The 20,541-nt window shown below is 71.3% G+C and carries 20 protein-coding genes; 9 read left to right on the top strand and 11 right to left on the bottom strand.

What is annotated here, in order from left to right; all coding sequences use genetic code 11:
* Positions 1-123: 123 nt before the first annotated feature.
* Both BLR04_RS21700 and BLR04_RS21695 read right to left on the bottom strand, forming a co-directional pair.
* The gene (locus BLR04_RS21700; protein WP_090768245.1) at positions 124-1,347 is read right to left on the bottom strand and encodes an HRDC domain-containing protein; all 1,224 of its coding nucleotides are present in this window, start codon (positions 1,345-1,347) and stop codon (positions 124-126) included.
* A gap of 45 nt (positions 1,348-1,392) precedes the next feature.
* The gene (locus tag BLR04_RS21695; protein ID WP_090768241.1) at positions 1,393-1,989 is read right to left on the bottom strand and encodes a DUF3000 domain-containing protein; all 597 of its coding nucleotides are present in this window, start codon (positions 1,987-1,989) and stop codon (positions 1,393-1,395) included.
* A gap of 668 nt (positions 1,990-2,657) precedes the next feature.
* Between BLR04_RS21695 and hemE the strand changes: the two genes are divergently transcribed.
* Positions 2,658-3,680, top strand: a complete 1,023-nt coding sequence (hemE, locus tag BLR04_RS21690) for a uroporphyrinogen decarboxylase (RefSeq protein WP_090768238.1) — start codon at positions 2,658-2,660, stop codon at positions 3,678-3,680.
* Position 3,681: 1 nt separating this feature from the next.
* On the opposite strand, the gene BLR04_RS21685 is transcribed toward hemE, so the two are convergent.
* Positions 3,682-4,650 (bottom strand): DUF4349 domain-containing protein, encoded by a 969-nt coding sequence (locus tag BLR04_RS21685; protein ID WP_090768235.1) that lies wholly within the window; start codon positions 4,648-4,650, stop codon positions 3,682-3,684.
* Between the two features lie 106 nt (positions 4,651-4,756).
* Here BLR04_RS21685 and hemG point away from each other — a divergent pair, with 106 nt between their 5' ends.
* The 3 genes from hemG to BLR04_RS21670 all read left to right on the top strand — a co-directional run bounded on the left by hemG (position 4,757) and on the right by BLR04_RS21670 (position 7,646).
* The gene (gene hemG / locus BLR04_RS21680; RefSeq protein WP_245740401.1) at positions 4,757-6,160 is read left to right on the top strand and encodes a protoporphyrinogen oxidase; all 1,404 of its coding nucleotides are present in this window, start codon (positions 4,757-4,759) and stop codon (positions 6,158-6,160) included.
* 5 nt (positions 6,161-6,165) lie between these two features.
* Positions 6,166-6,867 carry a hydrogen peroxide-dependent heme synthase gene (hemQ, locus tag BLR04_RS21675; RefSeq protein ID WP_090768228.1) on the top strand — a complete coding sequence of 234 codons (702 nt, stop codon included), beginning with the start codon at positions 6,166-6,168 and terminating at the stop codon, positions 6,865-6,867.
* Positions 6,868-7,007: 140 nt separating this feature from the next.
* Positions 7,008-7,646: a hypothetical protein gene (locus tag BLR04_RS21670; RefSeq protein WP_143022133.1), complete on the top strand. Its 639-nt coding sequence runs from the start codon at positions 7,008-7,010 to the stop codon at positions 7,644-7,646.
* 170 nt (positions 7,647-7,816) lie between these two features.
* Here BLR04_RS21670 and msrB read toward each other — a convergent pair whose 3' ends face one another.
* A complete protein-coding gene (gene msrB / locus BLR04_RS21665; RefSeq protein ID WP_090768223.1) occupies positions 7,817-8,218 on the bottom strand; it encodes a peptide-methionine (R)-S-oxide reductase MsrB in 402 nt (133 codons plus the stop codon).
* 338 nt (positions 8,219-8,556) lie between these two features.
* Between msrB and ligD the strand changes: the two genes are divergently transcribed.
* On the top strand, positions 8,557-9,558 hold the full coding sequence (gene ligD / locus BLR04_RS21660; protein WP_090768220.1) for a non-homologous end-joining DNA ligase: 1,002 nt from the start codon (positions 8,557-8,559) through the stop codon (positions 9,556-9,558).
* Between the two features lie 198 nt (positions 9,559-9,756).
* A complete protein-coding gene (locus BLR04_RS21655; RefSeq protein ID WP_218129103.1) occupies positions 9,757-11,067 on the top strand; it encodes an FAD-binding oxidoreductase in 1,311 nt (436 codons plus the stop codon).
* 423 nt (positions 11,068-11,490) lie between these two features.
* Here the strand turns inward: BLR04_RS21655 and BLR04_RS21650 are convergent, their stop codons facing one another.
* From BLR04_RS21650 to BLR04_RS21640, 3 genes are all read right to left on the bottom strand, one after another.
* On the bottom strand, positions 11,491-12,303 hold the full coding sequence (locus BLR04_RS21650; RefSeq protein ID WP_090768356.1) for an MBL fold metallo-hydrolase: 813 nt from the start codon (positions 12,301-12,303) through the stop codon (positions 11,491-11,493).
* Positions 12,304-12,308: 5 nt separating this feature from the next.
* On the bottom strand, positions 12,309-12,503 hold the full coding sequence (locus BLR04_RS21645) for a hypothetical protein (RefSeq protein WP_143022132.1): 195 nt from the start codon (positions 12,501-12,503) through the stop codon (positions 12,309-12,311).
* Between the two features lie 566 nt (positions 12,504-13,069).
* The gene (locus BLR04_RS21640; protein WP_090768211.1) at positions 13,070-13,945 is read right to left on the bottom strand and encodes a tetratricopeptide repeat protein; all 876 of its coding nucleotides are present in this window, start codon (positions 13,943-13,945) and stop codon (positions 13,070-13,072) included.
* 215 nt (positions 13,946-14,160) lie between these two features.
* Here BLR04_RS21640 and BLR04_RS21635 point away from each other — a divergent pair, with 215 nt between their 5' ends.
* The gene (locus tag BLR04_RS21635; protein ID WP_143022131.1) at positions 14,161-15,237 is read left to right on the top strand and encodes a class I SAM-dependent methyltransferase; all 1,077 of its coding nucleotides are present in this window, start codon (positions 14,161-14,163) and stop codon (positions 15,235-15,237) included.
* Here the strand turns inward: BLR04_RS21635 and BLR04_RS21630 are convergent.
* A complete protein-coding gene (locus BLR04_RS21630) occupies positions 15,234-16,157 on the bottom strand; it encodes a U32 family peptidase (RefSeq protein ID WP_218129102.1) in 924 nt (307 codons plus the stop codon). The two genes, BLR04_RS21635 and BLR04_RS21630, sit on opposite strands and share 4 nt — an antisense overlap.
* Before the next feature lie 116 nt (positions 16,158-16,273).
* On the opposite strand from BLR04_RS21630, the gene BLR04_RS21625 reads away from it, so the two are divergent.
* Positions 16,274-17,044, top strand: coding sequence for an enoyl-CoA hydratase/isomerase family protein (locus BLR04_RS21625; protein ID WP_090768205.1), 771 nt, complete (start codon positions 16,274-16,276; stop codon positions 17,042-17,044).
* A gap of 124 nt (positions 17,045-17,168) precedes the next feature.
* On the top strand, positions 17,169-17,876 hold the full coding sequence (gene pgeF / locus BLR04_RS21620; RefSeq protein ID WP_090768203.1) for a peptidoglycan editing factor PgeF: 708 nt from the start codon (positions 17,169-17,171) through the stop codon (positions 17,874-17,876).
* Positions 17,877-18,160: 284 nt separating this feature from the next.
* On the opposite strand, the gene BLR04_RS21615 is transcribed toward pgeF, so the two are convergent.
* From BLR04_RS21615 to BLR04_RS21605, 3 genes are read right to left on the bottom strand one after another with little or no spacing between them, the layout of a single operon-like run.
* Positions 18,161-18,508, bottom strand: coding sequence for a hypothetical protein (locus BLR04_RS21615; protein ID WP_090768200.1), 348 nt, complete (start codon positions 18,506-18,508; stop codon positions 18,161-18,163).
* Between the two features lie 25 nt (positions 18,509-18,533).
* Positions 18,534-19,688 (bottom strand): ATP-dependent DNA ligase, encoded by a 1,155-nt coding sequence (locus tag BLR04_RS21610; RefSeq protein ID WP_090768197.1) that lies wholly within the window; start codon positions 19,686-19,688, stop codon positions 18,534-18,536.
* Positions 19,648-20,406, bottom strand: a complete 759-nt coding sequence (locus BLR04_RS21605) for a pyrimidine reductase family protein (RefSeq protein WP_090768194.1) — start codon at positions 20,404-20,406, stop codon at positions 19,648-19,650. The genes BLR04_RS21610 and BLR04_RS21605 overlap by 41 nt, the downstream gene beginning before the upstream one ends.
* Positions 20,407-20,541 lie beyond the last annotated feature (135 nt).

The following is a 20,541-nucleotide window of genomic DNA, read 5'->3' as shown; positions in this document are numbered from 1 at the left end:
CCAACAGGCACTGCTCAGAGGCAGCACGGGCAGACCGCACGGGCAGACCGCACGACACGCCGCATGGACAGGCCGGCGCTGAGCGGCCGTACCGGCAGACCCCGCGCCCGGCCGGTCACACGGTTACAGGTCGCGGGTCTCCAGCTTGGCCAGCGCCTTGGCGATGGGGTGGGCGGTCAGCGTGACCTGCCACTCCCGCGCGCCCAGCTCGCGCAGCCGCGCGCTCACGCTCTCGTCGGTGATCTCGGCGGGCGGCTCCCACGTCAGCCGGCGTACGGCGTCGGGCTGCAGGAGGTTCTCCGTGGGCATGTGGTGCTGCTCGGCCAGCGTGGACACCATGGCCCGCGCTGCGGCCAGCCGCTTGGCGGCGGCCGGGTCGCGGTCGGCCCAGCGGTTGGGCGGCGGCGGCCCGTCACCGGCCGTGCTGGGCAGGGGGAGCTGGTTGTCGGGCAGCGCCCGCGCCCGCGCGACGGCGGCCAGCCAGTCACTCATGTGCTTGCGCGCACTTCTGCCAGTGAATGCCGAAATTTCGGTCAGCGCCTTCTTGGTTCGCGGACCTTCCAGCGCGGCCGTGACGATCGCCGCGTCCGGCAGCACCCGCCCGGGAGCGAGGTCGGACTCGCGCGCGATTCTGTCGCGCATGGTCCACAGCTCCCGCACGATCGCCAGCGCGCGCACGTTGCGCACCTTGTGGATGCCCGACGTACGCCGCCACGGGTCGGACCTGGGGGCGGGCGGCGGGGTGGCGAGCACGGCGGCGAACTCCTCGCGCGCCCACTCCAGCTTCCCGCTCTCGGAGAGCTGCTCGTGGAGCGCGTCGCGGAGCTCGACCAGCACCTCCACGTCGAGCGCCGCGTAGCGCAGCCAGTCTTCCGGCAGCGGCCTGGTCGACCAGTCGGCGGCCGAGTGCCCCTTCTCCAGCCGCAGGCCGAGCACGGTCTCGACCATCGTGCCGAGCCCCACGCGCTCGTAGCCGAGCAGCCGTCCTGCGAGCTCGGTGTCGAACATCCGGCGCGGCCTGAACCCCACCTCGAGCAGGCAAGGAAGGTCTTGGGATGCGGCGTGCAGGACGATCTCGGCGTCGGCGACCGCCCGGTCGAGCCCGGACAGGTCGGGACACTCGATCGGGTCGATCAACGCGGTGCCCGCGCCGGCCCGGCGCAGCTGCACCAGATAGGCACGGTTGCCGTAGCGGTAGCCGGAGGCGCGCTCGGCGTCGACCGCGACAGGACCGGTGCCCGCGGCGAACCTGTCCACCGTCTCGGCCAGCGCGGCGGCGTCGGCGATGACCGGGGGGATGCCCTCGCGCGGTTCGAGCAGCGGCTCCACTGTGCGTTCTTCTGTCATGAGCTCACCGACCTCATGACGCTGGCGCTGTCTTGACTGGTGCCCTCACTTCGTTCGGTCACTCTCCGGATCATCACGTCGGCGTGGCAGGGCGGCCACGTCGGGCGGGAGCGGCGGGATGCCCGCGGCCAGGCACATGAGGTCGCACCAGGCGGCCACATGCCCCGAGAGGTCCTCCTGGGAGGGTGACCAGGACGCCCGCAGCTCGAGCTCGGTCGTGACCGGATCGTCGGCCTTGTTGCCGAAACCTTCGGACACGGCTCTTGTCACCGTACCGCCAGCGGCGGAGTAGTCGGCGTGGTGTGCGTCGAGGGCCTCGGTCAGCCAGCTCCACGCCACCGGGCCGAGCAGGGGATCGGAGGTGATCTCCGGCTCCATGTCGGCCCTGACATAGGCGACCAGCCGGAACGGGCCCTCCCAGCCTCGCTGGCCGTCGGGGTCGTAGAGGAGGATCAGCCGGCCGACCGCCAGCTCGTCGTCGTCGCGGTAGACCGAGGCGCCGATGGCGGCCGCGTAGGGGGCCAGCCGCTGGGGCGCGGGCAGGTCTTCCAACTCGATCTCGGGCCTGACCTCGGCCGGCCGCATGCTCGCGACCGCGCGCGTGAAGGCGGCGGGAGGCGGCGGCTGGTCACCGAGTGTCATAGCCGAAGCGTAGGTCGAGGTGGGACGGAAGGGGACCACGGGGGTGCTCATCCTTGGTGATCAAGCCGCTGCCGTAACAAGCTGGCGAACCGGAAGGGTGGACTCGGTGGCGCCGATCGTGACCACGTGGCCGCCGGCCTGGTCGGGGCACGCGCCCGGCTCGCGTCCTTCGCCGCACGGCGGCTCGAACGGGCGCCGGCCGCCGCGGGACGGGCGGCTCCCGTCGTGGCGGCCACCGAGGTACCCACCGTGGCGCTCTGGGGAACTCCACAGCGCGGTCATCGCACCAGTCATCGAACCGGGGCCTTTCTTCGGGTCGTGGCTCCGACGTTGGCACGTGGCGCTGACATTTCCCCGCAACGCGCTCGGCGTGTCCCGAAAGTGGTCGCTGAATCGGTGCCGCGCGGTGGCTTGGGTGACTTTTGGCCCACTCGAGACCGGCTCTCTGGGCGGGCATGGGGTGTGTTCGACCCGTGCCCGATGCCGATGCCGAGCAGACCGGTAAACCATCATCGGCCTATCTGATCATGATTTGGTGTACCCAATGCATCTTTTTCCGACACCTCGCATCTGTACCCTCGCTCCGGCCGCCGTCCCGACCTGCGTGAACTCCGGCTGACGCGAGGGTCCGGGGCCGAACCGGTGACCGTCCGTGGCACCCTTGTGGGGTGAACCTCGCCGACTCCGCCTTCCTCCGCGCCTGCCGCCGCCAGGCCGTTCCCCACACGCCTGTCTGGTACATGCGCCAGGCCGGCCGGTCGCTGCCGGAATACCTGAAGGTCCGCGAGGGCGTGCCGATGCTCACCGCGTGCGAGACGCCCGACCTGATCGTCGAGATCACCATGCAGCCGGTACGCCGCTACGGGGTCGACGCGGCCATCTTCTTCAGCGACATCGTCGTGCCGCTCAAGGCCATCGGCGTCGACCTCGACATCAAGCCCGGCGTCGGGCCCGTCGTGGCCGACCCCATCCGCGACGCGAAGGCGCTCGACGTGCTGCGCCCGCTGGAGCCCGACGACGTCCCGTACGTCACCGAGGCCATCCGCGCGCTCACCGGCGAGCTGGGCGGCACGCCGCTGATCGGGTTCGCCGGCGCGCCGTTCACACTCGGCTCCTACCTCATCGAGGGCGGCCCGTCCAAGAACCACGACCGCACCAAGGCCATGATGTACGGCGAGCCGAAGCTGTGGCACGCGCTGATGGAGCGGCTGACCGACATCGTCCTCACCCACCTGCGCGTCCAGATCGACGCGGGCGCCTCGGCCGTGCAGCTCTTCGACTCGTGGGTGGGGGCGGTGGCGCCCGACGACTACCGTGAGTTCATCCTGCCGCACACCCGGCGCATCTTCGCGGGCGTCGCCGACGTCCCGCGCATCCACTTCGGCGTCGGCACCGGCGAGCTGCTCGGCGTGCTCGGCGAGGCCGGGGCCGACGTCGTGGGCGTCGACTGGCGCGTCCCGCTCGACGAGGCCGCCCGCCGCGTGGGGCCGGGCAAGGCGCTGCAGGGCAACCTCGACCCGGCGATCCTGCTGGCTCCGTGGGAGGTCGTCGAGCGCAAGGCCCGCGAGGTGCTGCGCCGCGGCGGCGCCGCCGAGGGCCACGTCTTCAACCTGGGCCACGGCGTGCTGCCGTCCACCGACCCCGACCAGCTCAAGCGCCTGACCGACCTCGTCCACGAGGCCACGTCCTGAATCACCCCGCCTCGGGGCCGGGCTCGGCGGCGACGGCGGGCGGCGGAGCGGGACGGCGGGCACGGGCACGGCGTACGAGGTAGACGATCAGGGCGGTCGGCGGTAGCACGACCGCCAGCCACGGCAGCACCGCACCCACCGCCGTGAGCGCGACCTTCACGAACGCGACCAGCGCGGCCCAGCCCGCCTTGAGGCCGCCGAGGAAACCGGCAGGCTCCTCCGCCGGGTCGTCCACCACGGCGACCGGGCCCACCAGCCGCAGCGTGAGCGTGGCCATCGAGACCTGCGCGGCCAGCTCCTTCTGCTGCGCCTGCAGCGCCTCCAGGTCGGACTCTCGGGAGGAGATCTCACGCTCGACCTGGAGCACCTGCCCGATCGTGTCGGCCCGTGCCAACAGCTCGCGCAGCGACTTCAGCGACGCCTGGGCCGACCGCAGCCGGCTCTCGACGTCCGCCACCTGCAAGGTGACGTCCTGGGTGCCCTGGTTCACCGACAGCTGCCTGCCGAGCTCGGCGCCGAAGCGCCGGAGCACGTCCGGGTACTTCGCCGGCGGCACCTTGAACTCCAGCAGCGCCGTGTCCTCGGCGCTGCCGGCCGAGTTGCTCTCCTCGCGGTTCAGGTAGCCGCCCGCCTCCGTGACGATCTGCTTGGCCTGCTGCGCGGCCGTGGCCACCTCCTTGGCCCGTACGGTCACGCTCCCGGTGTAGATCACCTGGCGCTCCTGGCGGGTGGCCGCGACGTTCGACACGACGCTGTCGGTGGCGGCGGGGTCCTGCTTCGCCTCGGCCATCGGGCGCTCGGCGGGCGCCACGGCGCGGGCGGAGTCGGCCGCGCTCTCACCGCCACCGGCGAACGCGGGGGCCGGGGCCGACCCGGACGTGGAGGTCACCGTGGGACCACCGCCGCAACCAGCGGCCAACAGGGCCGTGCAGGCCACGGTGAGCACGATGCCGTACCGGATTCTCCTCATACCCTCAAGACGGCCGCCGGGCGCGGTCGGTTTGCGGTCGGCGATCACGGTACGGTCACGCGACCCGAGCGGCCGGGCGGCCTCCGGAGACGATAGCGTCGGGGACGTGGAAGGCAATCGGGCCCACGTGGTCGTGGTCGGCGGAGGGATCTCCGGTCTCGCCGCCGCGTGGCATCTCCGCCAGGGCGCGGGTGATCGGATCAGGGTGACCGTCCTGGAGGGGGCGCCGCGCATCGGCGGCAAGCTGTACTCCTCCGAGGTCGCCGGCGTGAACGTCGACGCGGGGGCAGAGGCCATGCTGGCCCGCCGGCCCGAGGCGGCCGACCTGGCCAAGGCGGTGGGTCTCGGCGACGACCTGGTCTTCCCCGGCACCGCCCGCTCGGCCATCTACAGCAGGGGCGCCCTGAGACACCTGCCGAAGGGCCAGGTCATGGGCGTGCCTGCCGACCTCGCCGAGCTGGCCAGGTCGGGCATCATCTCTCCCGGCGGGCTGCTGCGCGTGCCGCTCGACCAGATCCTGCCGCCGACGCTGGTCCGTACCGACGTGTCCGTGGCCGCCTACATCCGGGCGCGCGTCGGCGGCGAGGTCCTCGACCGGCTGATCGAGCCGCTGCTCGGCGGCGTGTACGCGGGCCGCGCCGACCAGCTGTCGCTGGAGGCGACGATGCCGCGCGTCGCCGCGGTGGCGCGCACCGAACGGTCGCTGCTGTCCGCGGCGCGGCAGCTCGTCGACGAGGCGCCCAAAGACGCCGGCCCGGTCTTCACCACGCTCCGCAACGGTCTCGGCGGCCTGCCCGAGGTGGTCGCCAAGGCGTCCGGAGCCGACATCCGCACCGGCGTCACCGTACGCGAGCTGAGCCGCACCGAGCACGGCTGGCGGCTGGTGACCGGTCCCGTGCCGCGGCCCGAGGTCCTCGACGCCGACGCGGTCGTCCTCGCCACGCCGGGCCCCGCCACCAGCCGGCTGCTCAAGGCCGAGGCGCCCAAGGCCGCCGACGAGCTGGCCCGCATCCAGTACGCGAGCATGGCCGTCGTCACCCTCGCCTACCCCGTCGACGCGTTCCCCCAGCCGGTGGCCTCCAGCGGCTACCTCGTGCCCCCGGTGGAGCGGCGGGCGGTCAAGGCGGTCACGTTCAGCTCGGTGAAGTGGCCCCACCTGGCAGGCGACCTCGTGATCCTGCGCTGCTCGATCGGCCGGATCGGCGAGGAGCACCTGCTGCAGCGCGACGACGCCGAGCTGGTCTCGCTGGCCACCGCCGAGATGGCCGAGGTGATGGGCGCGAGCGGCCTGCCGGTCGACTCCCGCGTCACCCGCTGGGGCGGCGGGCTGCCGCAGTACAACGTCGGTCACCTCGACCGGGTGGCCAGGGTCCTCGCCTCGGTGGCGATGCAGCCCGGCCTCGCGGTGTGCGGCGCGGCCTACGACGGTGTCGGCATCGCGGCCTGCGTGGGCTCCGCCCGCAAGGCCGCCGCCCGGATTCTGGACCACCTTCACCTGCGGGGAGAATAGTCACCATGACAGAGGGCGCTCCGCGGCCGAAGGCTCGCGATCTCAACCAGGTGATCCGTTACACGATGTGGTCGGTCTTCCAGGTCACCGGGCACTGCCCGGGCGACCGTGAAGAGCAGGCCGCCGAGGTGCAGGAGCTGCTCGACCAGGCCGCCGGCAAGGACGTCGTGACCAGGGGGGTCTACGACGTTGCGGGCTTCCGGGCCGACGCCGACTTCATGTTCTGGTGGCACGCGCCGACGTCGGAGGACCTCCAGGACGTCTACGCGCGGTTCCGGCGCACCGAGCTCGGCCGGCACACCAGGCCGGTCTGGTCGGCGATGGCGCTGCACCGGCCGGCCGAGTTCAACAAGTCGCACATCCCGGCCTTCCTCGCCGAGGAGGAGCCGCGGGCGTACGTCAGCGTCTACCCGTTCGTGCGCTCCTACGAGTGGTACCTCCTCGACGACTCCGAGCGCCGGGCGATGCTGGCAGAGCACGGCCGGATGGCGCGCGAGTACCCCGACGTGCGGGCCAACACGGTCGCGTGTTTCTCGCTCAACGACTACGAGTGGATGCTCGCGTTCGAGGCCGACGAGCTGCACCGCATCGTCGACCTCATGCGCACGCTGCGCGGCGCGCAGGCCCGCCGCCACACCCGCGTCGAGATCCCGTTCTACACGGGCGCGCGCAAGCCGGTCAGCGAGATCATCGCCAGCCTTCCCTGACGCATACCGGCCGAACGCTGCTCGGTGCGTGTGCCCGGGCAGCGCGGCGGGTCATACCCAAGTCGGCGATACCGCTGCGGGGACGTACCCCTTTTGCCAGACTCGGGCTTGGTACGTTCCAGAGGGCCGAGGGGGGCAGCATGCGGGGACGGCATGCGGCGCGCCGGCGCGCGGTGCGGAGCCGTACCGGGAAGATGCTGTGGGTGGCGGTGCCGGTGCTGGCAGGAGGCGTGGTGGCCGTGCTGGTCGGCGTGCGCGCGACGTCCGGCGCCGAGGGCGGTGGGCCGGCCGCGGTCGCCGGATGGGGTCGTACGCCCGTGTCAGGTCCGGGTGCGTCCGCGCTCGGAGGGACCGGTGGCGCGGTCCTGCCGGACGGGCCCGCCGCCACACCTGAGGGGAGCGGCGCACGGCCCGCCGGCGGTTCCCTGGCCGCGCGCGGTGCGGACGCCAAGGACGACCACCGGCACACCGACCGGCAGGCGGCCGACTACTTCCACGCGAGCTGGGGCGCCGGCGACAAGGCGCTGCGCCGGATGAAGGACATCCGCACGGTCGGCGGCTATCTGCGCATCTACACGGATCTGCCGGACAGCGCGCACGACTCGTCCACCGCGATCACCCTGTGCGAGCGCGGGCTCGCGTACCTGCGCGCCCGAGGCGTGGCCGAGCCGGTGGTGTTCGTCCACGCGAGGACGGGCGGCAACGGCAACCCCGTGCTCGCCAACATCCTCGGCGACTCCGACCGGACGTGCCGCGTGAGCCGTCCCGCCCGGCGCTGACGTCCAGGCCCGTCAGCGGACCCTGACCCGTGTCCTCGAGCACACCTTGCACTGCTGGGTGACGACGCGCCCGATGGTCTCGATCGTCATCCAGCGATGGCGAAAATGGACAAAGCGCACGCGGCGTACGTACCCTTCAGCGTCGATCGGTACGCCGCGTGGCCAGGTGATCACGCCTTGGGTTCGAGGCGCAGCGAGATCGAGTTGATGCAGTAGCGGTCGTCCGTGGGGGTCGGATAACCCTCACCGTGGAACACGTGCCCCAGATGCGAGTCGCACCGGGCGCAGCGCACCTCGGTGCGCACCATGCCGAGGGTGCGGTCCTCGATGAGCCGTACCGCGTCGGACTCGGACGGTTCGAAGAAGCTCGGCCAGCCGCAGTGCGACTCGAACTTCGTGTCAGACCGGAACAACTCCGTGCCGCACGCGCGGCACGAGTAGACGCCCTCGGTCTTGGTGTCGACGTATTCCCCCGTGAACGGGCGCTCCGTGCCGGCCTGCCGGAGGACGTGGTACTCCTCGGGCGACAGCTGCTGCCGCCACTCCGCCTCGCTCTTGACGACCTTTTCCATGAGTCCAGAGTACGAGATGGTGGCAAAAAGAGATCTCCGCAGGGTGAAGCATCCGTTCTGGGGCGAATTCGCGTCTTTGTAGGCAAGGGGGTGTCATCGCCTCCTGCAAAGGGGTGAGATCGTTCGCCAGATCCCGCCTAGCGGCGCAGCCCACGCCCGTGCTGGAGCCGCGGGGATCGTGAGGCCGGCCGGGTGGCGCGCCAGCGCCCGGAACGGCGGCGGACGATCTTCCGGCCCGTCCCGTCGAGCCCCCGGTCCCGCCACCGCGGCGGCTCCGGGACGGGCCCACCCCGTCTCGTTCCCCGGAGTTGTCGGACCCGGAGAGTAGGTTCTGGGGCATGGCATCGCCGTACATCGAGCTAGAGGTGGGGGAGCGGACCGTCAAGGTCACCAACCCCGACAAGGTCTACTTTCCGGAAATCGGGGCCACCAAGCGCGAGCTGGTCGAGTACTACGTGAGCGTCGGAGACGGGGCGCTGCGGGCGCTGCGCGACCGGCCCACCAACCTCAAACGCCATCCCGACGGCGTGCAGACCGAGGCCATCTACCAGAAGCGCATGCCGCCACGGCATCCCGACTGGCTGCAGTCCGTGACGGTGACGTTCCCGAGCGGCCGCACGGCGCAATCGTTGTGCGTCACCGAGGTCGCCGCCATCGCCTACGGCGCCAACCTCGGCACCATCGACTTCCACCCCTGGCAGGTGCGCGCCTCCGACGTCGAACACCCCGACGAGCTGCGCATCGACCTCGACCCGCAGCCGGGGCTCGGCTTCGACGCCGCGCGGCGGGCCGCGTTCCTGACGCGTGAGGTGCTCGGTGAGCTGGGCATGACCGGGTTCGTCAAGACGTCCGGCAACCGCGGCATCCACATCCTCGTGCGCATCGAACCGCGGTGGGACTTCGTCGAGGTGCGCCACGCGGGCATCGCGCTGGCCAGAGCCGTCGAGGCGCGCGACCCCGACCTCGTGACCACGGCCTGGTGGAAGGAGGAGCGTGGGGAGCGCGTCTTCGTCGACTACAACCAGAACGCCCGCGACCGCACGGTGGTCAGCGCCTACTCCGTCAGGGCCCGGCCCGACGCCCTCGTCTCGGCACCGCTCACGTGGGACGAGCTGACCGACGCCGACCCCCGCGACTTCGACATCCGCACCGTGCCGGCCCGCTTCGCGGAGGTGGGCGACCCGCACGAGTCCATCGACGACCGAGCCCACAGCATCGAACCGTTGCTGCGGCTGTACGCCGGCGACGACCGCGGCGACATGCCGTACCCCCCCAACTACCCGAAGATGCCCGGCGAGCCGAAGCGCGTCCAACCGAGCAAGGCCAGATCCGACACCTGAGACACCGAAGCCGCGAGCTGCCGAGAAATACCGCGACGGGCCGGCCACGCGCTGGTCAAGGCGCTCCGCTCCCGGACGTGTCTTCCCGCTGAGGCCGGGTGGTCGTCGCGACCGGGCGCAGCGCCACCGCCAGGTTCCCGGCGCCCGCCGGGGGCGGTCCGTCAGATGCCACTCGTGAGAACGCGAAGGGAGACGACTGTGACGATCAACGATGTGCGCGGTGTCCTCAAGGGGCGCGTGCTCCTGCCGGGTGACGACGGCTTCGAACAGGCGGCCACCCCGTGGAATCTCACCGTCAGGCAGCCGGTGGCGGCCGTGGTGGAGGCCGTGGACGCCGATGACGTGGCGGCGCTCGTACGTCACGCGCGGCGGGCGGGGATGACGGTGACCGCGCAGCCGAGCGGGCATGGCGCCTCGGGCGATGTGGGAGGCCTGATCCTCTTGCGCACCGGCCTGCTGGACGACGTGGAGGTACGCGCGGACGAACGCATGGTCCGGGTGGGCGCGGGCGCGAAGTGGGAGCAGGTGCTGGCGGCGGCCGGTCCGCTGGGTCTGACCGGCCTGGCCGGCAGCGCGCCGGGGGTCAGCGTCACCGGCTACACCCTGGGCGGTGGGCTCGGCTGGTTCAGCCGCAAGTACGGCTTAGCCTCCGACAGCGTGCTGGCCATCGAGATCGTGGACGCCGATGGCGAGCGGGGCCGGGTGACCGCCGAGTCGGATCCCGAGCTGTTCTGGGCGTTGCGCGGCGGTGGCGGCGACTTCGCGGTGGTGACCGCACTCGAACTCGAACTGTATCCCGCGCCGAGCCTGTACGGCGGGCGCGTGATCTGGCCGGAGCACCGGGCGAGGGAGGTGTACGACGCGTTCCTGGAGATCACCGCCGAGGCGCCGCGTGAACTCAGTGTCTGGGTCTACCGGCTCCAGCCCCCCGGCGCGCCGCCGATGGTGACGCTGAATCTGGCCTGCCTGGGTGAGGTGGGTCAGGCGGAGGACCTGCTGGCGCGCATCGACAAGATCGGGGATGCGATCTCCGACAGCCGCAGCGTCGTCCCGGTTGTCGACCTGGGCGCCATCGCCGCCGAGCCCACCGCTCCGGCCCCGGCCATCGCTCGTGCGGAGCTGCTCACCGGCCTGGACGCGGACGCGGTGGAGCGCCTGCTGGCCAAGCCGGTCGAACCACTCATCAACCTGGAGATCAGGCACCTGGACGAGGCGCTCGCCGAGCCGGGCGGCGGGGCGGGCGCGAGCGGCGCGGTGACCGAGCCGTACCTGCTCGGCCTGGTGGGGCTCGGCCTGCCGCACGCGGCCGACGCGACGCGCGCCAGGCAGGCCGAGGTCGTGGCCGACCTGGAGGGCCACATCAGCGGCCGCAAGCCGTACACCATGCTGTCGCCCGGTGAGACGGCGGCGCAGTCCTTCTCCGGCGGCGCGCTCGCGCGGCTGCGGGAGATCAAGCGGGCCCGCGACCCGCACAACGTGTTCCGCGCGAACTATCCGGTGCTCGGTTGAGGCGACCGCGGCGCGCTCCCAGCGTGGACGAACGATCAGCAGGTAGGGGGCGCCGTCGCAGGGAAGCAGGAGCGGCGGCAGGGGGGGCGGCCTCGCGAGGCCGCCCAGCAGCCCCGGCCGGCCGGCCGCGCTGGACGGTGACCGACGCGAGGACGTGCGGGCGGCTTCCCACGAGGGAACTCGATCGCGGCCCTGGCGCTGGATCATGTCTTGAGCCGGGCGGCCGTGCGAACCGCCCCGGCCGACCGTCGCAGGGCGGCTGCTGCGCCAAGGCCGAGCCCGGTACGACCGGTGACGGCGACGGAACGAGCACGCGTTCGGATTGCCACCGCGATGGTTGTAGTCATCGTGGGCCCGCCGCGGCGGACGTTCACGGCGACGCGACGGCCATCTGCGACGGCGCTGCCACACGTGACGGGATGGTCAGCGTTGGAGTAGGCGGTGGGGGGCTAGTTCGCAGGTTTCGCCTCTCTCCAGGTAGACGACCCGGTCGGCTAGTCCGGCCATCTTGATGTGGTGGCGGAACTCGTCCAGGGGCGAGTGGAAGACGGTGTAGTCGTCGTAGTGGATCGGGACGACCGATCGCGGGTTCATCAGGCTCACCCATGCGGCGCCCTGCCTCCCGTCCATGGTGACGAACAGGCTGCCGAGCAGTTTGGTGCCGCCCAGGTGCATCAGCGCCACGTCGATGTCGGGGAACCGGCGCGGGATCGCGTCGAGATGGCGGTCCAGCACGGTGTCGCCGCTGACCAGGACGCGCAGCTCCACCCGTCCCTCAGGGCCGCAGAACTCCAGCATCGTGCCGATCACCGGCGGTAGCAGCGCGTTGGCCAGGCGGGGTGCGTGTCTGGCGGGCAGGGCGGTGACCGTGACCGACCCGGTGGGGCCGCGGAGCTCGTGCTGCTGCCACTCCCGCAGCCCCACGCTGTGCCGGAACCCTTGCCTGCGCAGGCTCCCGGCTGCCGACGTGGTGGTGATGACGGGCGTGTCCCTGTCCAGGCGCCTGCGCGTCACGCGATCCCAATGGGCGCCGTGCAGGTGCGAGAGGATCACCGCGTCCACGACGGGCAGGTCCTCGATCCTCACCGCCGGATCACGCAGGCGGGGCGAACTCAGTCCCAACCCCATGTACGCACGCTGGCCCCGGCGCAGGAAGTTCGGGTCCGTCAGCAAGGTGAGGCCCGCGTAGCGGATCAGCACCGTCGCGTTCCCGATGAACTGGAGGCTTCCTTCCACGTCACTCACCCCACTCCCGCCGTGCCGAAGTCGCGCCCCGCGACCGCCCGCGCCCGCGCGGCTGCGGTGCGGAAGTCGCGCCCCGCGACTGCGCGCCCCGCGACTGCGGGGAGGTCGTGTGTCTCCGAGTAGCCCTCGGACGGGCCGTCGCCGACGGCCCTTCCTACCCGACGAAGCTCGGTCAGAAGCGGGTCGCGCATTACCATTTGTCTCCCTTTGTATAGATATGTCCTGCCCAACGGGCAGAACCCAAACCCGACGCACCCCAGCGAAAGCCGAGATGTGAGACACCACGGGCCGGATCAGCTGTGGAGATGGTGTGCGGGTTCGGTGGGGAGGGCAGCGCGCCTGGGGCAGTCGAGCATTGGCGCGCGCGGAAGTTCAGAATGCGCGCCTGAGTGGTGGAGAGGCGGGCGCTTGATTTGGCGGGGAGGACGTGCGCGGTGATTTACGGGTTCGAGGACCTGCGCCTGAGTCGGAGGAAGCGTGGGCCCGTTGCGGGGACCTGCACTTGAGCCGGAGGAAGCGTGCGCTTGGGCCCGCTGCGGGGAGCTGCGCCTGAGTCGGACGTGGCGTGCGCTTGGGCCGGTTGTGGGGGACCTGCGCCTGAGTCGGTGCGGGGTGGTGTGGCGGGTTTCCGCATGGACGGCTGAGGCGGTGGGCGCGCCCGTTGGCTGTTCGGGAGACGCCTTCAGTGCTGGAGCGGCCATGTCGTGCTCGGCCGCCCCCGCGCGTAGCTGTCGTTCCCCTGGTGGCGTGGGTGGGATCAGTCGCCGTACTCCAGGTGCAGGGCCTGGGTGAAGTCGGCGATGGCCTCTTCGTGGCGGTCGAGTTCCTGGAGGACCTCGCCGCGGACGCGAAAGGCCCAGACGTAGGTCGGCTCGAGCTCGATCGCGCGGTTGAGGTCCGCCAGCGCGGCCTCCTTGTCGCCCATCTCGCTCAGCGTCGCGCCCCGGCTGCCGAGCGCGTTGTCGTTGTCCGGGTCCAGCTCCAGGGCCCGGTTCAGGTCGACGAGCGCCTCGTCGTAGCGGTCGAGCATGCGCAGCGCCTCACCGCGCCTGGCCAGCACCCGTACGTTGTCGGGCTCGATCTTCAGTGCCCTGCCGTAGTCGTCGAGTGCCTCGTCGAAGAGGTCCATCTGCTGGTAGAGGTCGCCGCGCGCGGTCCACGAGTACGGCAGTTCCCCGTTCAGTTCGATGATCTTCGTGTGGGTCGCCAGGGCCTCGTCCATCCGGCGCAGTTCGGCCAGCGCGTTGGCCTTGCCCTCCAGGATCCACAGGGCCTCGGGCGAGATGGCCAGGGCGTGCTCGTAGTCGTCGAGGGCCTCCTCGAGCCGGCCCATGGCCGCGTACGTCTGTCCGCGGGAACCCAGGGCGAACGCGTTGTCCGGCTCGATCTTCAGCGCCTCGTCGAAGTCGGTGAGCGCGGCCTCGCGCAGGCCGAGGATGCGGTGGCACTCGCCGCGCAGCCTCCAGGCGTTCGCATGGTCCCCGTGCAGCGCGATCGCCTCGGTGAGGTCGGCGACGGCCGCCTCGTACCGTTCCAGTGCCATGTAGGAGTCGGCGCGGCTGCGCAGCACCGCCGCGCGTGAGTGGGCGCTCTCCTCCGGCATTTCCGGACGATCCGTGATCAAGTTGCTCATGTCCGGTAAATGTATCGGACGCGATGCCGTCGAGATCCCGTTTCGGACAGGCGCCCGCGATGCGGACAGGACGTCCTTAACCAAGCATATGCTTGCTCAAATTTCTGCTCTAGAGTCGGACGGGCGGAGCGCACGTCCAACATCACGTAAAGCGCGGTAATCGTCACGCTTAGTGGCAAGAGCGTAAGGGCACAACCGGTCGCAGGGTGGTGGCGATGGCACACAGAAGGCTCGGCAGACTGGCGTACGGGTCCCGATACGACAACGTCCCGTGGGGACAGCGGGTGTACGTCCGGCCGGGGGAACGGCTCATCCGCGAGACGCAGTGGCAGTGGCTCATCCGGCGCTCGCCGGTGGTGTCGCTGGAGGAGTACCAGCGGATGAGGCCGCTCGGCGAGATCGAGGAGTTCCTGAGCTGCATGATGTGCGGGGAGTCCCGCCAGCAGCCGCTCTTCCAGCCGACCGGCGGCTCAGGAAAGGGGTGGCGCTACCACGTCACTCGCTGCCCCGCGTGCGGCTTCCTGTACCGCAACCCCAACGTACGGCCCGAACGCCTCGGCGACCTCTACGCCACCGGCTACAGCAACTTCCTGACCGGCAAGTACGCCGCCAACCGGCAGCGCCGCTACGACCTGACGATGAAGGCGTTCTCACCGGTCTTCGACGAGGGCAAGGAACGCCGCCTGCTCGACTTCGGCTCCGGCGTCGGGCTCTTCCTGGAGCTGGCCGAGCAGCGCGGCTTCGACGCCTGCGGCGTGGACCTGTCGCCGGAGTCGGTCGCCCAGGCCAACGAACGGCTCCGCAGGGCGCGCACCTACTTCGGCGCGCCCGAGGACGTCCCCGAGATCTCCGCAGGCGGCTTCGACGTGATCACGCTCTGGTCGGTGCTCGCGCACCTGCCGCGCCCGCTGGAGGACTTCAGGACGTTCAGGAGCCTGCTCGGGCCGGGAGGCGTGCTGCTCGTCCTCACCGTGAACGCCCGATCGCTGCTGCTCAAGGCGTACGGGTCGACGTGGAGCGGATTCACCAAGAACCACCTGATGTTCTACTCCTCGACGACCGTGCGGACGCTGCTGGCCCGTACCGGATTCGCAGGGGTCGCCTTCGCCCCCCACTACGGCGACACGATCGAGGCCGGCACCACCGCGCTGCGGCCCGACCTGACGCGGCGGCTGCGTCGCAACGTCGAGCTCAGCGACGGCGGCAACATGATGCGCATGCTGGCCTTCGCGGACGAGGAGGCGATCGGGCGCTGGAGCGGCCCGCTCACCATCCACCGCCTGAACCCCTAGACCTCGGGAACGCCCTGGTCGGACGTCTGGGACGGTTTGCCGAGCGCGGGGTCGAGCTGCTCGATCAGGCGCTGCGCGAGCGCGGCCCTGCGGACCCGTTCGCGGCCCAGCTCGCGCGGCGCCGCGCCCAGGTGGCCGCCGGAGGGGTAGATGTTGGGCGCGTTGCGCAGGCCCATCTTGAGGTAGACGGGGGCGGCGGCCCGGACGATCTCCACCGCCTCGTAGAACCGGACGAACCCGCCCTGGTCGTCGGGCACCTCCAGGTAGAGGTCGATCGGCAGCGTCGTCGCGGCCCGGATCTCGGCCAGGTGCGGGACGGTCAGGTCGGTGCCGACGTTCACCGTCGTCGCGCCGAGCCGCTCGTAGATCGCGGCGGTGGGGCCGTTGGTGAGCGGCATCAGCACCGACGTCTTCAGCACCAGGCCGGACGGCAGCGTGCCGTCCTCCTTCAACGTGCGCAGCACCTCCAGCGTGCCGAGGTCGCCGACGAGCAGGCTGCGGATGCCGAGCGAGCAGGCGCGCAGCGCGTCGGCCACGCACGCGACGACCATCGCATTGCCGCGCGCCGCCGCGCCGACGGCCTGGGTGAGCTTGGCCTGGCCGCCGGTGTCCCAGGCGGCACGGGGGCCGAGGAACAGGTTGACCTCCATGCCGCGTTCTGCCCCGATGTGCGCCATGTGGCGGATCTCGTCGTCGGTCAGCATCATCACGCCGCTGCCCTGCGAGGTGCGCGCGACCGGCACCCCGAGCCGGTCGGCCTCCGCCACCACGGCCTCCAGCACGGCGGGCCCCTCGACGCTGGGGATCTCGAAACGGTACGGCGCCCCGTCGGCGAATCCGGCGCCGGAGTCGCCGGCGGCCCGGACCACCGGGTGGCCGAGGCGTTCCATCAGGGCGTGCAGGTCGGCAAGGCTCGTCATCGGCGTTCTCTCCTCGTCGTCACGTGAGTCCCACGCTAGCCACCGTGCTCACGCTCGCCGACAAAACGGGGTACTCCACGCTGTTCGCCACAGTTTGCCGGGGAACTACAGATCTTGTGGATGACTTGATCGTGACCGCCGACGGGCCCGTGCTGCGGGTCGTGTTCAACCGGCCCGACCGGCACAACGCGCTGACCTGGGCCATGTGGGACGGCCTCCACGACGCGTGCGAGCGCGCCGACGCCGACCCCGCGATCCGGCTGCTGGCACTGTCGGGGGCGGGGGAGCGGGCCTTCGTGTCCGGCACCGACATCTCCCAGTTCACCGCGTTCACCGACGGTGCCGACGGCGTCGCCTACGAACGTCGCGTCCAGCGTGTGGTCGACCGGCTCGAGAGTGTGCGGGTGCCCACCCTGGCCGTCGTCCAGGGCTACTGCGTGGGTGCTGGACTGATCCTGGCCTCCGCGTGTGACCTGCGGCTGGCCGTGCCGGAGGCCAGGTTCGGTGCGCCGATCGCGCGGACGCTCGGCAACTGCCTGTCGATGAACACGTACTCGCTGCTCGTGCACCACCTCGGACCCGCGCGCACCCTCGACATGCTGCTCAGGGCGCGGCTCTACACCGGCGAGGAGGCGCACGCCGCCGGGTACGTGGCCGAGCTGTGCGAGCCGGGCGAGCTGCCGGTCAGGCAGGCGGAGATCGAGGAACGGCTGCTCGGCCACTCGCCGCTGTCGATGTGGGCGGCCAAGGAGGCGGTCCGACGTCTGCGGACGGCGAACCTGCCGAACGGGGACGACCTCGTCACCGAGGTCTTCGGCAGCACCGACTTCCGCACCGCCGTCGCGGCCTTCCTCGCCAAACAGGAAGTCACCTGGCAAGGCCACTGAGCCAGGCACGAGGACACCGATCGGGCCACGGGTGGCGCTGGACGACACTCATGCGGGCCGGGGTTCCGGGGGTGACCTGGCGCGGGCGCCGAGGGGTTCGGTGGGGTGGCCTAGGATCGGGGGCATGCAGCTGGCCCCCGGCGTCCACGTCCACGTCACCGACAGGAACGGCGGTGTCAGTGCCGCCCCGTACGGCTCCCGCAACCTCGGCGGCGCGGTCGGCGACGACCCGGCCGCGGTGCAAACCAACCGGGCGGGTCTGGTCGCCGAGCTGGGTGTGCGGGACGTGGTGTTCATGCGCCAGGTCCACAGCGCCGACGTCGCGTACGTGAGCGAGCCCTTCGGGGACGACCCGCCGCCGCTGGACGGGGTGTTCACCACCGAACCAGGGCTGGCCCTCGCCTCGCTCGGCGCCGACTGTCCGGCGGTGCTCGTGGCCGACCCCGTGGCGCGCATGGTCGGCGCCGCCCACTCCGGCCGTCCAGGTACGGAGGAGGGCGTCGCGACGGCGCTGGTGGAGGCGATGGCGGCCAAGGGGGCGCAGCCGGAACGGATGGTCGCGCTGATCGGCCCAGGCGCCTGCGGCCGCTGCTACGAGGTGCCCGCCGACCTGCGCGAACGAGTGGCCTCGAAGGTGCCGCAGACGTGGTCGACGACGTCGTGGGGCACGCCCGCGCTCGACCTGCGGGCCGGTATCGAGGCGCAACTGCGGGCAGCGGGGCTGCCCGAGGTGCGCCACGACGCCCGCTGCACGATCGAGTCGGACGAGCTCTACTCCCACCGCCGCGAACAGCCCGGCGGCCGCTTCGCCGGCCTCATCTGGCTCACCTGACAGCTCAGCCCCACCAGGTCCGGCCCGCCGGCGACAGAAAGTCCAGCGTGGCATGCCCGTGGTGATGCGGGGGGCCTGCGGCCGGGCCGTGCGGAGTGGGCGGGCCGGCAACGTACAGCGTGGTGTGGTGCCGGGCTGGGCGGTGTGGTGTGGGTGGGCGGACTGGCCGGGATTTCCCCGGCCGGGGTGTCGGTCATCCCGCCCGGGAGATCAACACTGGTCGGCCAGGCGGGTGCGCGCGTTCTGGCAGGGGTGTGTTGCGGCTGGGCGGGTCGGCAGTCAAGCTAGCCCCTGCTTTTCGAGCCGTTGAAGATGCCGTTGATGACGAGGATGCCGATCCAGATGGGCACCAGTGCGTACGCGCGTCCGTCGCCCAGGATGGTGAGCACCATCGTGGCGACCGTGCCCAGCGAGACGGAGACGATCGCCAGGGCCAGCCGCTGCCCCTGGGACGGTCCGCTGCTCGCCCGCGCCTTGCCGGCCTCAGGGGCGGCGGCGAGCCGTTCGTCCACCCGGCGGTCGATCTCCTGCCCCATCTTGTCGAGGAACGAATCGACGACGGCGTCCTCGAAGTCGGGGCCGAGATCACGTCGGGCGGACACGGCGGCGCGAAGCTCATCACCAGTATTCACGTAACGAGATATAACGCCATCGAAGTCAGCGGGCAAGGATATCGTCGAGGTTGTAACTCACTGGACGCTCAAGCTGCTCATAAGTGCACGACTCGGGCGTACGGTCGGGCCGCCACCGCCGGAACTGCGCGGTGTGCCGGAACCGGTCGCCCTCCATCTGGTCGTAGGCGACCTCCATCACCAGCTCGGGCCGGAGCGGGATGAACGACAGGTCTTTCTTGGCGTTCCACCGCGACACCGCCCCGGGCACCCGCTGCCCGCCCGACGCGGGGCCGGGCGACGGCCGGCCCACGGTGGCCGCCGCCTGCTCGGCCCAGTGCCCCCAGGGATGCTCGCTCAGCTCGGCGAGGTACGGCTTCAGCTCCTCGACCAGCTCGGCCCGGCGCTTCATCGGGAACGACGCCGCCACGCCCACGTGGTGCAGCCGCCCGTCGTCGCCGTAGAGGCCGAGCAGCAGCGAGCCGACGATCGGGCCCGATTTGTGCTCGCGGTAGCCGCAGACCACCACGTCGGCCGTGCGTTCGTGCTTGACCTTGAACATCGTGCGCTTGTCGGGCACGTACGGCTGGTCGCCCGGCTTGACGATCACGCCGTCGAGGCCCGCGCCCTCGAAGGTCTCGAACCACTCGGCAGCCTGCGCGTCGCTGGTCGTCACCGGGGTCAGCCGGAAGGAGCCGCCCTTGTGCGGAAACAGGCTCTCCAGCCTGGCCCGCCGCTCGGCGAACGGCGTCTCCATCAGCGACTCGTCGCCGAGAGCCAGCAGGTCGAAGGCGATGAACTGGGCGGGCGTGCGTTCCGACAGCATCGTGACCCGCGACTTGGCCGGGTGGATGCGCTGCTGCAGCGCGTCGAAGTCGAGCTGCGCCCCCACGGGTAGCACGATCTCGCCGTCGATCACGCACCGCTCGGGCAGCTCGGCCCGCGCCGCCTCGATCAGCTCGGGGAAATAGCGCGTGAACGGCCGCTCGTTGCGGCTGCCGAGGTAGACCTCGTCGCCGTCGCGGAACACGATGCAGCGGAACCCGTCCCACTTCGGCTCGTAGAACAGGGTGCCGTCCTGCTTGGGCATGGCCTTGACCGGCTTGGCCAGCATCGGCGCCACCGGCGGACGCACCGGCAGGCTCGGCACCGGCTCAGGCTCAGACGGCTCCACCGTGGCCTGTCGCGTCGGTTCGGTCATCGCTGCGCTCCCTCGTGTACGTGCAGAAGAGGACCCCCTCCTCTTCGAGCACCTGGGTGAGTTGGAGTGGGACCTTGGCGAGCTCGCCGTTCTGGATGCGGGCCGCGTCGCCGCCCACCAGGACGGGGCTGATCGACAGGCACAGCTCGTCGACCAGGTCGCAGGCCGACAGCTGAGCGTTGATGCGCGGACCGCCCTCGCACAGCACCCTGGTCAGCCCGCGTTCGTGGAGCGCCGCCACGGCGAGCTTCATGTCGACGCAGTCGTCGCCCGCGACGATCAGGTCGGACCGCTCGGCCGCCAGCTCGCGCCGGTCGAGGGGCGCGTCGTCGCAGGTGATGACGATCGTGCGGCTCGGGGCGTCGGTGAACAGCGGGCCGTCGAGGTCGAGGGCGAGGCTGCGGCTGATCACCGCGATGGGAGGCACCGTGGGACGGCCCACGCGCAGCTCCGCCCACCAGTCGCGCGGCGGGACCGGGCCGTAGCTCTCCTTGCGCACGGTCGCGGCGCCGGCGACGATCACGTCGGCCAGCCCGCGCAGGGTCTGGAAGATCCGCTTGTCGCCCTTGCTGGACAGCCCTCCCGAGCGCCCGTCGAGCCAGGCCGCGCCGTCGGCGCTGGCGACCATGTTGAGCCGCAGCCACGGCCGCTCGGCGGGGTACGCGTACGCCTGCGCGATGTCGGGGTTGTCTTGTATGTCGGGGTAGATGCGCCGCACTCCTCTACCTTGGCACACGCCACCGACAATCAGCCTCAGGGGGTTTTGCGGCAGACAGCGCGTTTCCGCATTTCCCAGGACATGCGGAAATTTCCGGCCTAACGTGCAAATGACGGACAGTCGACCGAGGGGGTG

It is taken from the genome of Nonomuraea maritima (genome assembly GCF_900100395.1).
GTDB classification, from domain to species: Bacteria; Actinomycetota; Actinomycetes; order Streptosporangiales; family Streptosporangiaceae; genus Nonomuraea; species Nonomuraea maritima.
Note: the sequence above shows the minus strand (reverse complement) of the source record. Positions and strands in the feature narration are given on the sequence as shown.